Below are 15,196 nucleotides of genomic sequence, written 5' to 3'. Positions count from 1 at the left end.
CTCTACCTCCGAGAGCTAGTCGGCATTTTAGCCAAGTTCATCCGCTACGTGCCTGCTGCGTCTAGGCATCGTAGGCTCGCCCTCTCCGGTAGAGCCCTGGTCTGTCAACTCCTCGTCACGAGGAGCTTTCTTCTTGCCGCAGTGCAAGCGGCGTGATAGCAAGGTGTCGCGCGCGTTCCAGGCAGCAATTAGAGGTGAATGCTCGACGCCCACCCGTAGGTGCTCTCCTCGTGTGTGCTCTCCTCGTGGCACAGGGCTGTTGCGTAGTCGGTGGCGGAGCATCTGAGCTGGGAGTTTGGGCGGAACTGGGGTCCATGTAGGACGGGTGCGATCCGTTGGTGATCATGAGGTTGCGAAGCCAATGATCACGAGAAGGACCGCACCCGCCGATGCCATCATCACCTACCGCAATGCTGCTGCCCCACCGGCCTACCGGTATACCCCTACCGACTGCGGTCACTGAGGGTGAACATCACAGCCTGATCGTGGCGTTGGCTACGGTGCCCGATCCGCGTGGCCTACGTGGCCGGCGCTATCCGCTGGTGAGCATCCTCTCCGTGGCGGTGTGCGCGGTGCTGGCCGGGGCGTGCACGTTCGCCGCGATCGCCGACTGGGTGCGAGATCTGGACCGGACGGCGTGGGGCCGGCTCGGGTTCACCGACCGGGTGCCCGCGGCCACGACGATCTGGCGGCTATTGATCCGTATCGACGCTGAGGTGCTGTCGGCGGTGCTGGCCCGATGGCTGCGGGCTCGGGCGGCGCCGGTCGTGGTGGCCGGGCGGCGGTGGCGCCTCGTCATCGCCGTCGACGGCAAGGTCGAACGCGGCGCCCGGCTTGCCGACGGGCGTCAGGTCCATCTGCTGTCGGCATACGACACCAGCACCGGCATCGTGCTCGCCCAGGTGCAGATCGCGGCGAAGTCCAACGAAATCCCCGCGTTCACCCCGCTGCTACGCCAGGTCGCCGCCCAACTGGGATCACTGAACGATGTCCTGGTCGTCGCGGACGCGCTCCACGCCCAGACCGGCCACGCCGAACTACTCGCCGCCGACGGCGGGCATCTGATGGTCGCGGTCAAGGGAAACCAGCCCACCCTGCACGCCCAGCTCAAGACCCTGCCCTGGGCGCAGGTGCCGGTCGGCTGCCAGACCCGCGAGACCGGTCACGGCCGTAAGGAGACCCGTACCGTCAAAGCCGTCACCGTGAACACCCCGGGCGGGCTCAGCTTCCCCCACGCGCAGCAGGCCGTCCGGATCACCCGAACCCGTACGATCAAGGGCAAGACCACCCGCGAGACGGCGTACCTGACCGTGTCTCTACCCGCCGAGCAGGCCCAACCCGCCGACCTCGGCACCTGGGCCCGTTCCGAGTGGCATATCGAGAACCGCCTGCACCACGTCCGCGACGTCACGCTACGTGAAGACGCCCATCAAGCCCGGACCGGGAACGGCCCCGCCGTCTTCGCCACACTCCGTAACACCTCGATCGGATACCACCGCACCAACGGTGCCACCAACATCGCCCGAGCCACCCGACGCGCCAACCGTCGACCGCACGACCTCATCGACGCCGTGACCAGGAGCAACCCGACAACGCAATAGCCCTGCCTCGTGGCATTGCCGATTTGTTCTGTTCTGGATCAAGGCGCCGCGCGCCGCGCGGCGCGGGCGGTGAGCCGGCCGGCGGCAAGCCGCCCCGGCCGCCTGCGGCGCCGGGGCGGAGAGCCGCCGCACTGCCGCCGGACCGCCGCCCCGAACTTCACTGATCCGAAAGCAGCACGACCACGGCCAGGCGGCACGGAAGCCGGCAGGTAGACCTGATCGCGAGCCAGGGCTTCCGACTGCCGCGCCAGTCCAACCCCGGGACTGGCTTGCCCCCGGCCTAGCCCCGCAGTCAGCGAAGCCCATAGGCAGCCCTCAGCCGGTCACTCCAGCCGTGATCGCGCCGGGCCGGCAACTCCCCGAGCACGAGCGTTCGCAGCCCCAGAGGAGCACTGAGAGGCAAGATCGAGCTGCCCACCATCTGCCCACAACCAGTCGTGACCGGCTGGACGCAGCCAGACTCGGCTAGATCAACGACAACGGCCCCCGATCAGCATCTCTGCTGGTCAGGGGCCGTGTCTGCACCTGGTGGCGGGTAGAGGATTCGAACCTCTGTAGCTTTCGCGACGGATTTACAGTCCGCTCCCATTGGCCGCTCGGGCAACCCGCCAGGGCACCCCACCGCGCCGTAACGCGGCGGCGGAAGCAAGGATAGCGGCTCACCCCGGGACCGACGCAACCGGGTACGGTCAGAGGGTCGTGCCGCTGGTCGGCGGCCGACGGCACGCCCAGACCGCCGGACAGCAGGAGCAGAAGCATGCCAGCGAACCCGTCATTCGACATCGTGAGCAAGGTCGACCGCCAGGAGGTCGACAACGCCCTTCGCCAGGCGGAGAAGGAGCTCTCGACGCGGTTCGACTTCCGCGGCACAGGCGCGGAGATCTCCTGGTCGGGCGAGGAGGCGATCGGCCTCCAGGCGGAGACCGAGGAGCGCGTCCGGGCCGCGTTGGACGTGTTCAAGGAGAAGCTGGTCAAGCGGAACATCTCGCTGAAGTCGCTGGATGCCGGCGAGGCGCGGCCGTCCGGCAAGGTGTTCAAGATCGACTGCAAGGTGATCCAGGGCATCGAGACGGACAAGGCCAAGGCGATCAGCAAGAAGATCCGCGACGAGGGCCCCAAGGGCGTTCAGGCGCAGATCCAGGGCGATCAGCTGCGCGTCACCGGCAAGAAGCGGGACGACCTCCAGGCGGTCATCTCGCTGCTCAAGGGCGAGGACTTCGGCGTCGCCCTCCAGTTCACCAACTACAGGTAAGGAGGCCCCGGCCAGCCTGGTCATCGGGCCGACCACGCTTTGTCACCTGGGCAGACGTCGTCGCCGGTGGTCGTCGTTGGTCGCTTGCGATCGGCCTCCGACGGCCTGGTGACGGCCTGGGCCTGTCGTGGCCATCCAGCCGGGGCCGGGCCACGGCGGCGGCGCGCCGATGGCGCCGCCGCATTTCGCGCCCCACGATCGGCGTGCGCGCGGACCTCGGCGTCGTAGGCTCCACCCGTGATTGACGAGCAAACCGAGAGGACGAAGCCGCGCAGCTCCTTCTGGAAGGAGCTGCCCATCCTGCTGGGTGTCGCTGTCCTCGTCGCGTTCTTGGTCCGCGCCTTCGTTATGCAGACATTCTGGATCCCGTCGGAGTCGATGGAGCACACGCTCAACATCCACGACCACGTGCTGGTCAACAAGCTCGTCTACGACTTCCGCTCGCCGAGGCGCGGGGAGATCATCGTCTTCGAGGCCCCCGAGCGGTGGGGCACCTCCGAGGGAGAAGACTTCATCAAGCGGGTGCTCGGCGTGGGCGGCGATCACATTACGTGCTGTGACGCCCAGGGCCGGATCATGGTCAACGGGAAGCCCCTCGACGAGCCCTACGTCTACACCGACGCGAGCGGCGTCCAGGACAAGCCGGCCGATCAGGACTTCGACGTCACCATCCCCGCCGGTCGGCTCTGGGTGATGGGCGACCACCGCTCCGCCTCCGCCGACTCTCTGCAGCACTGGAAGGGGTCCAAGGACATCCAGGAGTCGACGATCTCCGAAAATGCGGTGGTGGGGCACGCCTTCACCCTCTTCTGGCCGTTCAGCCGGGCCCGCTGGCTCCCGGTCCCGGGAACCTTCAACGCGGTGCCGGACGGCCCAAGCTGACCGGGGCGCGGACCGCCGCCCGGTCCGCCACGTCAAGCGGGCCTTGACGTACGTACGGGCGCTGCCGAACAGCCTGAGTCGGCTTTCGTGTCACGGACCGCGCCCCCGGCGGACACCGCCACAGTGGCGCAGTTGACCCAACCTCGCCCGGCACGGGCCCGGCTCCCGGGAGTCGGAGCTGGCCACCGGCGGCCACCCCTTCCCTCCCAGGTGAGCGATTGACCTGGCCCTGAGCGGCTGTGGAGTCGGCTCCTGGACGACCGGCATGCCGTCGCGCGGCCCCCGCCCCCATGCTCGGGGCTTGCCGCGCGGACCTGGCGCGCGCTTTTCTGCGCCGCGCTGCCCGGGGCGCGGCGCGGCTGGCTGCCGGCGACGAACCTCCACCACTCTGCCCGCTATCCCGTCTGCGGCGGCCCCGGGCTTCCCGCTCTCCGCGCCAGCCGCCGGGCATCAGGCGTGACGGCCGCAGAGCGACAGCGGCAGCGGCCGGCGCGCGCCCAGGCGGCGGCGCGTGCGGCCCGTCAAGGGCCGCCTTGAAGACGTACAGAAAGTTTGAACCACATCGCCGGCGGCCGGCGGCCGGCCGCCTCACTTCGGAGGCTGTCGTCCTGTCGCTGGCCTGCTGGCTCAATACCCGATGCGGACCTGTTCAGATCGCGTCCACTCGTACATGCGGTTGTCTCGGTGGAACTCCAGGAGGGCTACCTGGTGGAGGGCTACCTTGACCGGTGCCGCTTCAACCTGCGCCAGCGCTGCCGCGATGGGCTCTGCGGGCTGCGCCGTGTTGGAGTAGGCGATGCTCACGTGGGGGCGGTAGCCCTGGACATGCTCGGGCGCCAACTCGACGCTGTCCGGACCCAGCACATCTCCGATGACAGCCCTCACTGCGTTGCGCACCGCTGCGACTGGCTCGGACGGGAGCGCTGGCAGGTAGATGGCTTCGGGTCGCACGACAGGCCGGTGAAACGTGACGACGGGCGTAGGCGTCTGCGCAAGCTTTTGGCGGATCGCCCGGTCCAGCTCGGCCACCCGGTCGTCACTCAGGTCGTCGAGGAACCCGATGCCCTGCATGGTTAGGTGCAGCCAGGTTGGCGGAATGAGGTCAAGTCCGGGAAACGGCCGCAATGCTTCCTGGTAAGTAGCCGTCGAGCGACGCGGTCGCCGAGTAGAGCAGCTTGGCCATGATTCCCCCTCGTCGATGCCCATTCTGATGGACGCCGGGCGGCCACAGAAGCCATCGGGGCGTCCTCGTCAACCGGACACCGCGACTTGCAGCAACCCGAGTCGATCAAGGCGCGGGGCCGGACCGGACCGGGCCGGTCGGTGAGGGGTCAGACGGGGACGGGCTCTTCGGCGCGTACGGCCGAGGCTTCTGCCCGGGCGATGGGCCCGGCGGGCAGCGCGGCGACCGCGGCCCCGACGGCCACCGCCACCCCGGCGAAGACGAAGGCCCACGGCACGCCCCCGGCATAATCCACGATCAGGCCGGCCACCGCGCCGCCGGCGGCGCTCGCCGCCACGGCCACCGTGACGACCCAGGTGTACGCCTCGTTCAGCATGCCGGCCGGGGCGATCCGGCCGACCAGGGTGTTCTCCAGGGTCAACGCCGGCGCGATGGTGGCCCCACCGACGACCAGCGCCACGCCCAGCGCGAGCGGCGTGGGCATCACCGCGAACACCACGAAGGTGCCGGCCAGCGCGGCGAGCAGCAGCGCGAACTGGCGGGTCATGTTCGACGCCGGCCGGCGTACGCCGAACCAGAAGCCGCCGATCGCACTGCCGACTCCCCAGACCGCCAGCAGCAGCCCGGCCAGGCTCTCCGAATCGCCGGTGGTGGCGTTGCCGGCGTACGCCGGAACGGTCACACCGGCGGCGCCGAAGGCGATGCCCAGCCCGGCCACGCAGACCAGCAGGGCCGGAAAACCGCCGACCCGCAGCGGGCCGAGCCCGCGGGCGTGGTGTTCGCGCGGGTGCGGACGCCACCCCCGCATCACCCGACCGAGGGCGACGGCGGTGGTGCCCACCAGGGTGACGACCGCTGCCCCGATCAGCGCGGCGGCCGCGTCGGCGACCAGCACGAAGCCGGCCACGAGCAGCGGGCCGAGCACGAACACGATCTCGAAGAGCGAGGTCTCCGCGGCCAGGGCGGTGTTGCGCAGGGCGTACCGGCCGGAGGCGGGGCTGGTCAGCTCGTTCCAGGCGCCGCGGATGGCGGCGGTGAGCGGCGGGTACGTCGCACCGGCGACGCCGGCTGTCAGGTAGATGGCGGCGAGGGCGTCGTCGCCCGAGCGGCTGGCCAGCAGCAGTCCGATGAGCGCCAGCGGGTGAGCCACGGCGGTGACGAGCAGCACCGGGCTCGGGCCGACCCGGTCGGCGATCCGCCCGGCCACCGGGCTGAGCGCGGCGCCGGCGACGGCGTAGATGCCGCCGGCGACGGCGGCCAGCGCGTACCGGCCGGTCACCTGCTCGACCACCAGCAGCAGCGCCAGCGGCGTCATGCCGATTCCGAGTCGCCCGATGATGCCGGTGACCAGCAGGATCGGCGCACCGGGGATCCGCCAGACACCCAGGTACTGACGCAGCGCGGCCACCGTGAACCTCCGAGAATGTAATGAGCGTGAGCCGTTGTGACCCTAACGCCGCGGCTCGTCGGGGCAGTACCGGATATCGGCCCCGACACAGCGCTCCGCCCGCACCCGATGCGAGCGGGTGCGGGCGGAGAGCAGAGAAGGTCAGCGCTGGAACTGCACGGGCCCCGAGTTGGCGGCCATCCGCTCCAGCCGGGCGACCCGGTCCTCCATCTTGGGGTGGGTGGAGAAGAGCGCGGACACCGCGCCACCGGAGAACGGGTTGGCGATCATCAGGTGGGCGGTGCTGGTGAGCGTGCCCTGGGCGGGCAGCGGGCGTCGCCGGGCCACAGCGTCGATCTTGCGCAGGGCGCTGGCCAGGGCCAGCGGGTCCCGGCTCAGCTCGGCGCCCGACTGGTCGGCCTGGAACTCACGGCTGCGGCTGATCGCCAACTGGATCACGGTGGCCGCGATCGGGCCGAGGATCAGGGTCAGCAGCAGGACTGCCGGGTTGGGCGAATCCTCGTCGTCCCCACCGCCCAGCGGGATGAACCAGGCGATGTTCGCGAGGAAGGTGATGATGCCGGCCAGACCGGCAGCCACGCTGGAGATCAGGATATCCCGGTTGTAGACGTGCGACAGCTCGTGCCCGATCACACCCCGCAGCTCCCGGTAATCCAGGATCTCGGTGATGCCCTGGGTCACGCAGACCGCCGCGTGCTGCGGGTTACGCCCGGTGGCGAACGCGTTGGGCTGGGCGGTCGGGCTGACGTACAGGCGCGGCATGGGCTGCCGGGCCTCGGTCGCCAACTCACGCACCATCCGGTACAGCTCGGGGAACTGCGCCTCGCTGACCGGTTGCGCCCGCATCGAGCGCAGCGCGAGCTTGTCGGAGTAGAAGTAGGAAATGCCGTTCATGACCAGTGAGATGAGGACGGCGATGACCAGGCCGCCACTGCCGCCGAACCAGTAGCCCACCGCGAGGATCAGGGCGGTGAGCAGACCGAGCAGCGCGGCGGTCTTCAGACGGTTGTGGTGCACGATCTCTCCTTCGGTGCACGGATCGCCGGGATCCGCTGACCGGTTCAACAACCCGGTACCCGTCAACCATCCATCTCAACGCTGAGAATTAACTGAGACTGGAGTCGCAGGTCAGCGGGCGGCCAGATCCAGCACCAGCTGCGGGGCGAAGCCGAGCACCACGGCGGCCACCGTGGCCACCGCCAGCACCGCCGCCACCACACCCCCCAGCGGTACGGCCGGAGCCGCGCCACCCGATGTCGCCGTCGGCGCCCACAGCACGGCCGTGACCCGCAGGTAGTACGCCAGGCCGATCACCGCGTTCAGCGCCACCACCAGCGCCAGCCAGGCCGCACCGCCGTCCAGCAGGGACCGGACCACCGTCACCTTCGCGAACAGCCCGGCCAGGCCCGGCGGCAGCCCGGCCAGACCCACCAGCGCGAGACCGAGCGCCGCGCCCCGCCACGGGTGCCGGCGGGCCGCGCCGCGCAGGTCGTCCAGCGTGCCGCCGTCCGCACCCACCGGGCGCAGCGCGGTCACCCCGGCGAACGCGGCCAACTCCAACACCACGAAGAAGACGGCGTACGCCATTGCGGCGGCGTACGCGGCGGACCGCGCCTCGCCCGTGCGGCCGGCAGCCAGCGCCAACGCGCCCAGCGGGGCCAGGATGTAACCGGCCTGCGCCACCGAGGACCAGGCGAGCAGCCGGACGGTACGCCGCTGGCGCAGCGCCACCAGGTTGCCGACGGTCATCGTGAGCACCGCCAGCAGGGCGAGCACCGGGCCGGTCTGGTCCGCCGGCAGGGCCCGCTGCACCACGGCCAGCACCGCGACGAGGCCACCCAGCTTCGAGGCCGTCGACAGGTACGCGGCCACCGGCAGCGGGGCGCCGTCGTAGGTGGCCGGCGCCCAGGCGTGGAACGGCACCGCCGCCACCTTGAAGGCCAGTCCGAGCAGCAGCAGCGCCACGGCGGCGGTGGTCAGCGGCAGGTCGCGCAGCTCCGACCGCTCGGCCAGCAGAGCGCCGAGCCGGTCCAGGTGCAGTGAACCGGTCACCGCGTACAGCAGCGCCGCGCCGAGCAGGGTGACCGTGGTGGCCACCACGCTCACGACGAAGAACGTCACCGCCGCCTCGGCGCTGGCCAGGCTGCCCCGGCGCAGGCCGACCAGCACGTACAGCGGCAGGGTCAGCGTCTCCAGGGCCACGATCAGGGTGATCAGATCACCGGCCGCGCCGAGCACCACACCGCCGGTCATCGAGCAGGCGAGCAGGAAGGCGTACTCCCCCACCGGCGACCGCCCGGCCCGCAGCGCCGGCACCGACAGCCCGAGCACGCCCAGGGTGAGCAGCGCCACCACCGCGGCGACCAGGGCCGCCCGCCCGCCGAAGACCCAGGAGCAGTCGCCGCCGACGCAGAACGTGCGCCGCTCGCCGCCCGCACCGACCACTGCGGCGCCGAGCGCGGTGCCGAGCGCGCCGAGCGCGGCCACCGCGACCGTGGCCCGAGGCCGCGCCACCACCAGATCAATGATCAGCACGAGTACGGCGGTGCCGGCCGCCAGGTACGCCGGCAGCAACGCCACGCTGTCCACGCTCTGCACGGCGCTCATTCGGGCCTGCCTTCGTTCGCGTCCACCCGCTGCGCCGCGCTCATCGGGAGACCACCCCGATCAGGGCGTCGACGGGCGCCTCGGCGACGCCGAGGACCAGCGCCGGGACCAGGCCGATGGCCAGCGCGAGCAGCACCAGCGGCGCCCACGCGGTCAGCTCCGCGCCGGCCAGACCGGCGCCGACCCGACCCACCGCGGGGCTCGGCCGGCCGTGGGTGACCTGGCGCAACAACCGCAGGAAGTACGCCGCCGTGAGCGCACCACCGACCGCCGCCAGCACCCCGAGGGTGATCCACAGCGGACCGCCCACCTGGATCGCCGCGACCACCGCGAACGCCTCCCCCCAGAAGCCGGCCAGCCCGGGCAGGCCGAGCGACGCGATCGCCGCGAACGCCAGCAGGCCCGCCAGCCGGGGCGCGGTCTCCCGCAGCCCGGACAGCTCGGCGAGCGCACCCGAGCCGGTGCGGTCCTTCACGGCACCCGCCAGGAAGAACAGCAGGCCGGTGATCACGCCGTGCGCGACGTTGCCGATCAGGGCCGCCTGGATGCCGGTGGCGGTCAGCGTGGCGACGCCCAGCAGGACGAAGCCCATGTGCCCCACGCTGGAGTACGCGATGAGCCGCTTCACCTCGGTCTGAGCCAGGCAGACCAGCGAACCGACCAGGATCGCGGCGACCGCCAGCACCCCGAGCACCGGCGCGGCCCAGCGGGCGCCCTCGGGCGCCACCCCCACCGCCACCCGGATCAGCCCGTACGTGCCCATCTTGAGCAGCACGCCCGCCAGCACGACGCTGCCCACCGTCGGGGCCTGCGTGTGCGCGTCGGGCAGCCAGGAGTGCAGCGGCCAGAGTGGGCTCTTCACCGCGAACGCCAGCGCGAGCAACGTGAACGCGGCCAACTGGGTGCCCCGGGACAGCCCGCCCCCACCGGTCAACGCCACCACGTCGGCGGTGCCCGCCGCGGCGACCACGACGTACACGCCGACCAGCAGCAGCACCGACCCGAAGAGGGTGTAGAGCGCGAACTTGCGGGCCGCCCGCCGCCGGTCCGCGCCACCCCAGCCGGCGATGATCGCGTACATCGGCAGCAGGACGACCTCGAAGAAGAGGAAGAACAGCACCAGGTCCAGGGCGAGGAACGTGCCGAGGATGCCCACCTCGACCACCAGCAGCAGGGCCACCAACGCCCGGCCGCTGCCGCCGCCCGGCACCCGCCACACCGTGTACGCGCAGCAGAGCAGGGTGAGCAGCGCGGTCAGCACCACCAGCGGCCAGGAGATGCCGTCGACGCCGAGGTGGAAACGCAGATCCAGGCCGGGCACCCAGGGCAGGTCCACCTGGTGCCAGGGACGCACCGCGGGCGTACCGGCCGACCAGGCGAACCACCCACGCCCACCGAACACCAGCGGTACGGCGGCCAGCAGGGTCAGCGCCGCCGCGACCGTCCCGACGATCCGTGCGGCCCGGTCCCGGGGAGTCGCCGCCACGGCGACCGCGCCCACCGCCGGCACCACCAGCACGGCGACAAGCAGAACCTGCCCAAGCGTCATCGGATCGCCTCTGTTCGCGACTGCGGGGCTCGCAAACCCGACTCACTCCTCGCGCTCACCGGATCGCCCCCAGCATGGCGGCGGCCAGGCCGATCAGCAGGGCACCGGCCAGCACACCAGCGGCGGCTCGGGGCAGCGCCGCCCGGTGCAGCGCGGCGAGCCCGGTGCCCAGATTTGAGGCAGCCCGGCCACTGCCCTCGACGGCCCCGTCGACCACCACCTCGTCGCCGCTGCGCGCGAGGCGGGCCAGCGCCCGGACGGGGCGTACGACAAGGGCGTGCTGGACGTCGTCGAGCCGGAACGCGCGGGCGAAGATCGGCCGTAGCGGACCCAGCGCGGTCGCCGGGTCGGCGGCCCGGTCCCGCTGCCAGCGCACCCACACCAACCCCGCGCCGACCGCCAGCAGAGCCAGCGGCAGCAGCAGCGCCGGCCCGACGTGAACCAGGCCGTCCTCCGCACCGGCGACCGGAACGGTCGCGAACCGCAGCCGGTCGGCGAACGCGCCCACGAACCCGGCCAGGCCGAGCAGCCCGGCCGGCACGGCCAACAGCAGCACCGGCCACCGCAGCACCGCCGGCGGATCGTGCGGTGTGACCAGCGGCAGCCGCGGCTCGCCGAAGAAGGCCCGCAGCAGCAACCGGCCCGCGTACCAGGCGGTGATCGCCACACCGAGCAACCCGGCCAGCCAGACCAGCCAACCCACCCACGACGGCGTCGGCCCGGTGCCCTCCAACGCGGCCGACTCGGCGACCGTCAACACGCCGTCCTTGCTCCAGAAGCCGGCCAGCGGCGGCACACCGGCCAGGGCCCCGAGGCCGATCACGGTGCACCAGAACGTCACCGGCATGCTGCGCCGCAGACCACCCATCTCCGACATCAGCGTGGTGCCCACGGCGTGGATCACCGCGCCGGCGGCGAGGAACAGCAGCGCCTTGAACGCTGCGTGGGTGAGCAGGTGAAACAGCGCCGCCGACGGTGAGCCGACGGCCAGCGCGCCGGTCATGTAGCCGAGCTGGGACACGGTCGACCAGGCCAGCACCCGCTTGATGTCGTCCTGGGCGGTAGCGGCGAGCGCCCCGAGCAGCAGGGTGATCGCGCCGAGCACCCCGAGCACGGTCAACGTGACCGGAGCGGCCGTGAACAGCGGGTAGAGGCGGGTCACCGCGTACACCCCGGCGGCCACCATCGTCGCGGCGTGGATCAGCGCGGAGATCGGCGTCGGGCCGGCCATCGCGTCCGGCAACCAGGTGTGCAGCGGGAACTGCGCGCTCTTGCCGGCCACCCCGGCCAGCAGCAACAGGCCGGCGGCGGTCAGGGTCGCGTCGGAGTGGTCGTGCGCGAGCACGTCGGTGATCCGGAAGCTGCCCGTCGACACGCCGAGCAGCGCGATGCCGAGCAGGAAGCCGACATCACCCACCCGGGTCACCAGGAACGCCTTCATCGCGGCGGCCGGTGCGCCCGCGAGCCGACGGTCGTGGGCGATGAGCAGGTACGAGCAGAGGCCCATCACCTCCCAGCCGACCAGCAGCATGATCAGGTCGCCGGAGACCACCACCAGCAGCATCGCACCGGTGAAGAGGCTGATCTGGGCGGCGTACGGCGGATAGCGGTGGTCGACGTCGACGTCGTCGTGGGGGCCGCGCCGCAGATAGCCGATCGAGTAGACCTGCACGGCCAGCGCGACCGCGGCGACCGCGACGGCGACCAGCGCGGCGGCGCCGTCCAGGCGTAGGCCGAGGGTCACCCTCAGCCCGCCGATGTCGACCCAGGTCGTCGACGTCTGGGTCGGACCGTCGACAGTCACCAGCAGGGCGACGGCCAACGCCAGCGCGCCGGCGGCGCCGGCCACGCCGATCGTCACGGCGGCCGTCCGGGCCCGGTCGCCGCCGGCCGCACCACCCGGGTGACGCGGGGCCGGCGGCAGCAGCAGACCGAGCAGGCCGGCGACCAGCGGTACGGCGGGCAGCGCCGCCCCGAGCAGCCCGGTCACCGACCCGCCTCCGCGTTCTGGCTGACGGTCCGCGCGGGCGCCGGCGGCTCGGTCAACGCCACGTCATCCACCGCCACGGTGGCCCGCAGGCGGTAGAGCTGAAGGACGATCGCCAGCCCCACCCCGATTTCCGCGGCGGCGAGCACGATGACGAACAGCGCGAAGACCTGACCGGAGTGCGGCAGCACCGCACGGACCGTGGTGTCCGCCGTGACCAGGATGAGGTTCACCGCGTTGAGCATCAGCTCGACCGCCATCAGCACCAGCACGGCGTTGCGTCGGCGCAGCACGCCGTACACGCCGAGGCCGAACAGCAGCGCCGCGGTGACGTACGGGATGACGGGCCTCACCGACGCCCCCCGGAGGCCATGCTCCCCGTCGCCGCCTCGGCATCGTCGCCGCGCCGACCGATGTCCGGCCGGGACAGCACCACCGCGCCCACCAGGGCGGACAGCAGCAGGACGGAGAGCACCTCGAACGGCAGCACCCAGGACCGGAAGATCTGCTCGCCCAGCCGCTCGGCCGTGCCCGCGCCGGGCATCGTGACGGTGCTCCACCGGTACGCGTCGACCAGCAGGACGCTCAGCCCCAGGCCGGCCCCGCCACCGATCAGCGCGGCGGGCCAGCCGGGCCGGTCCAGATCGTCGGAGGCCCCGATCGGGGCCCGCGTCAGCATCACCGCGAACAACAGCAGCACCACCACCGCGCCCACATAGATCAGCACCTGCACCCAGGCGACCAGCTCGGCGCCGAGCACCAGATAGTCGCCGGCCAACGCGCCCAGGCAGACCACCAGGTAGAGCCCGGCCCGGACCAGGTGCTTCGTGGTCACCACCAGCACGCCGGCGCCCACCGCGACCGCGCCCAGGGCGAGCAGCAACAGATCCGCGCCGGTCACCGGGCCGCCCTTCCGCCGGGTCGGGCCGCGCCCCGGCCCGTCACGACGCGGGCGGTCACGACGCGGGACCCGGGTCGGCGTCGGGACGTACCGCCGGTGGGATCGAACGCGCGGCCTTGCGGGCCGCCGCGGTCTCCTCCTTGGCCGGCTCGCCGTTCGGGTCGTGCGCCGGCGGCGGTGGAACGGTGGCCATCCACTGACCGAGGTGGTCCTTGTCGTGCAGCAGGTCCTTGATGTCGTACTCGGCGTACTCGAACTCGGGAGACCAGTAGAGCGCGTCGAACGGGCAGACCTCGATGCAGATGCCGCAGTACATGCAGAGCGAGAAGTCGATGTCGAACTTGTCCAGCACGTTGCGTTGGCGGGGGCGGGCGGCGCCGGGCACCGCCACCTCCTCCTTGTGCGAGTCGATGTAGATGCACCAGTCCGGGCACTCGCGGGCGCAGAGCATGCAGACCGTGCAGTTCTCCTCCGACAGCGCGATCACTCCGCGCGAGCGCGGCGGCAGCTCGGGGGCGACGTCCGGGTACTGCTGCGTGGTCGAGCGGCTGGTCATCGTCTTGAGGGTGACCGCCAGCCCCTTGACCAGGCCCGCGCCGGGCAGGCCGCGTTCCGTGGCGCCGCCCGCCGGGTCGCCGTGCTCGCTGGGGTCGGTCATGTGGACCATCCTGCCCTGTGGCCCCGGCGCGCGCGACCACCACCCACAGGTCCACGGCGGTACGGTGGTCGCGGGGAGAACGACGCACCTGGAAGGACCCGCTCATGACCGCCGCGCTGCAGAGCGACTACCCGCCCGAGAGCGGATGGACGACTGACGATCTGGATGCGCTGCCCGAGGACGGCCGCCGCCGGGAACTGCTCGATGGAGTGCTGCTGATGTCCCCCTCCCTCACCCGTACCCACCAGAGCATCGCTGGCCGCCTGATGGCCGCGCTCGACGAAGACTGCCCCGACGGCTACGACGTGACCCAGGCGGTCGAGGTGCGGATCAACCGCACCCGATCGTTCATCCCCGACGTGCTGATCACCACGGCCGCCGCGGCGGCCCGCGAGCCGTCGAGGTACGAGCCGCACGAGGTGGTCGTCGCCATCGAGATCGTCTCGCCGAGCACCCGCTCGATCGACCGGGTGTTGAAGCCGGCGCTGTACGCCCAGGCCGGCATCCCCTTCTACTGGCGGATCGAGACCGATGGTGGCGGGTTGGAGGTCGTGACCTACCGGATCGACGCCGTGAACGAGGTCTACGCCGAGACCGGGCGGTGGACCAAGTTCGTCGACACCGGCGAACCCTTCCCGATCAACCTGCCGATCAACCGGATCACGCCCCGGGTCCGCTGACGACGGTCGGTGGGAGCATCTCGACGCCGAGCTGTTGGAGGAGCTGGAACAGCTCGTTGCAGCTCCACACCTCGACGATCCGGCCCGCCGTGTCGAAGCGCAGGAACGTCGCCCCGGAGTAGCTGACCACCTGGCCGGTCGGCGGCACCGGCCCGAACTGCCCGGTGTGGGTGCCGGCCGCCCGCCAGTGCACGGCCACCCGCTCGCCGGCGGCGACCACGTCGACGATCTTGTAGCGCAGGTCCGGGAAGGCCGCCCGCCGCTCGCGGTGCCAGGCCAGCGTCGCCTCCGGACCGGTCCCACCCAGGCCGGGGCACTCCTCGGCGATCAACTCGTGGGCCGACTCCTCCCGGCGGGCGTTCCACACGTCCGCGATGAAGCGCCGGGCCGCCGCCTCCACATCCGTCATGCCGGCAGGGTATCCGGACGGGCCGGCCCCGAGCCGGGCCAGGTTGAGCCGCACCGCACGGCCGGACCGAAGATCCGCG

14 protein-coding genes and 1 tRNA gene are annotated in these 15,196 nt (G+C 71.8%); 4 read left to right on the top strand and 11 right to left on the bottom strand.

Annotated features, from left to right (window positions below):
• The first annotated feature begins 485 nt into the window (after window positions 1-485).
• The gene (locus tag OG505_RS30475) at window positions 486-1,601 is read left to right on the top strand and encodes an ISAs1 family transposase (protein ID WP_405425859.1); all 1,116 of its coding nucleotides are present in this window, start codon (window positions 486-488) and stop codon (window positions 1,599-1,601) included.
• Window positions 1,602-2,127: 526 nt separating this feature from the next.
• Here the strand turns inward: OG505_RS30475 and OG505_RS30470 are convergent.
• Window positions 2,128-2,211, bottom strand: a tRNA-Tyr gene (locus tag OG505_RS30470).
• Window positions 2,212-2,358: 147 nt separating this feature from the next.
• Between OG505_RS30470 and OG505_RS30465 the strand changes: the two genes are divergently transcribed.
• Window positions 2,359-2,853 (top strand): YajQ family cyclic di-GMP-binding protein, encoded by a 495-nt coding sequence (locus OG505_RS30465; protein ID WP_007465350.1) that lies wholly within the window; start codon window positions 2,359-2,361, stop codon window positions 2,851-2,853.
• A gap of 237 nt (window positions 2,854-3,090) precedes the next feature.
• Window positions 3,091-3,735 carry a signal peptidase I gene (lepB, locus tag OG505_RS30460; protein WP_405429448.1) on the top strand — a complete coding sequence of 215 codons (645 nt, stop codon included), beginning with the start codon at window positions 3,091-3,093 and terminating at the stop codon, window positions 3,733-3,735.
• Window positions 3,736-4,362: 627 nt separating this feature from the next.
• Here the strand turns inward: lepB and OG505_RS30455 are convergent.
• The 9 genes from OG505_RS30455 to OG505_RS30415 all read right to left on the bottom strand — a co-directional run bounded on the left by OG505_RS30455 (window position 4,363) and on the right by OG505_RS30415 (window position 14,037).
• Complete coding sequence (locus OG505_RS30455) at window positions 4,363-4,941, bottom strand: 2'-5' RNA ligase family protein (RefSeq protein ID WP_405429447.1); 579 nt, start codon at window positions 4,939-4,941, stop codon at window positions 4,363-4,365.
• 125 nt (window positions 4,942-5,066) lie between these two features.
• A complete protein-coding gene (locus OG505_RS30450; RefSeq protein ID WP_405429446.1) occupies window positions 5,067-6,326 on the bottom strand; it encodes an MFS transporter in 1,260 nt (419 codons plus the stop codon).
• A 141-nt stretch (window positions 6,327-6,467) separates the two neighbouring features.
• Entirely contained in the window at window positions 6,468-7,343 is an 876-nt protein-coding gene (htpX, locus tag OG505_RS30445; RefSeq protein WP_405429445.1) for a zinc metalloprotease HtpX, read from the bottom strand.
• A 111-nt stretch (window positions 7,344-7,454) separates the two neighbouring features.
• Window positions 7,455-8,933 (bottom strand): NADH-quinone oxidoreductase subunit N, encoded by a 1,479-nt coding sequence (locus tag OG505_RS30440; RefSeq protein WP_405429444.1) that lies wholly within the window; start codon window positions 8,931-8,933, stop codon window positions 7,455-7,457.
• 40 nt (window positions 8,934-8,973) lie between these two features.
• On the bottom strand, window positions 8,974-10,482 hold the full coding sequence (locus OG505_RS30435) for a NuoM family protein (protein WP_405429443.1): 1,509 nt from the start codon (window positions 10,480-10,482) through the stop codon (window positions 8,974-8,976).
• A gap of 55 nt (window positions 10,483-10,537) precedes the next feature.
• Window positions 10,538-12,472, bottom strand: coding sequence for an NADH-quinone oxidoreductase subunit L (locus OG505_RS30430; protein ID WP_405429442.1), 1,935 nt, complete (start codon window positions 12,470-12,472; stop codon window positions 10,538-10,540).
• Entirely contained in the window at window positions 12,469-12,822 is a 354-nt protein-coding gene (nuoK, locus tag OG505_RS30425) for an NADH-quinone oxidoreductase subunit NuoK (RefSeq protein ID WP_405429441.1), read from the bottom strand. Before nuoK ends, OG505_RS30430 begins: the two co-directional genes overlap by 4 nt.
• Entirely contained in the window at window positions 12,819-13,370 is a 552-nt protein-coding gene (locus OG505_RS30420; protein ID WP_405429440.1) for an NADH-quinone oxidoreductase subunit J, read from the bottom strand. Before OG505_RS30420 ends, nuoK begins: the two co-directional genes overlap by 4 nt.
• 55 nt (window positions 13,371-13,425) lie before the next feature.
• Entirely contained in the window at window positions 13,426-14,037 is a 612-nt protein-coding gene (locus OG505_RS30415; protein WP_405429439.1) for a NuoI/complex I 23 kDa subunit family protein, read from the bottom strand.
• A gap of 95 nt (window positions 14,038-14,132) precedes the next feature.
• On the opposite strand from OG505_RS30415, the gene OG505_RS30410 reads away from it, so the two are divergent.
• Window positions 14,133-14,708 carry a Uma2 family endonuclease gene (locus OG505_RS30410; protein ID WP_405429438.1) on the top strand — a complete coding sequence of 192 codons (576 nt, stop codon included), beginning with the start codon at window positions 14,133-14,135 and terminating at the stop codon, window positions 14,706-14,708.
• Here the strand turns inward: OG505_RS30410 and OG505_RS30405 are convergent.
• Window positions 14,689-15,117 carry an ester cyclase gene (locus tag OG505_RS30405; protein ID WP_405429437.1) on the bottom strand — a complete coding sequence of 143 codons (429 nt, stop codon included), beginning with the start codon at window positions 15,115-15,117 and terminating at the stop codon, window positions 14,689-14,691. The genes OG505_RS30410 and OG505_RS30405 overlap by 20 nt on opposite strands.
• Window positions 15,118-15,196 lie beyond the last annotated feature (79 nt).

Source organism: Micromonospora sp. NBC_00617 (assembly GCF_045161355.1).
GTDB lineage: Bacteria > Actinomycetota > Actinomycetes > Mycobacteriales > Micromonosporaceae > Micromonospora.
This window is presented reverse-complemented; position numbering and strand designations above follow the sequence as displayed.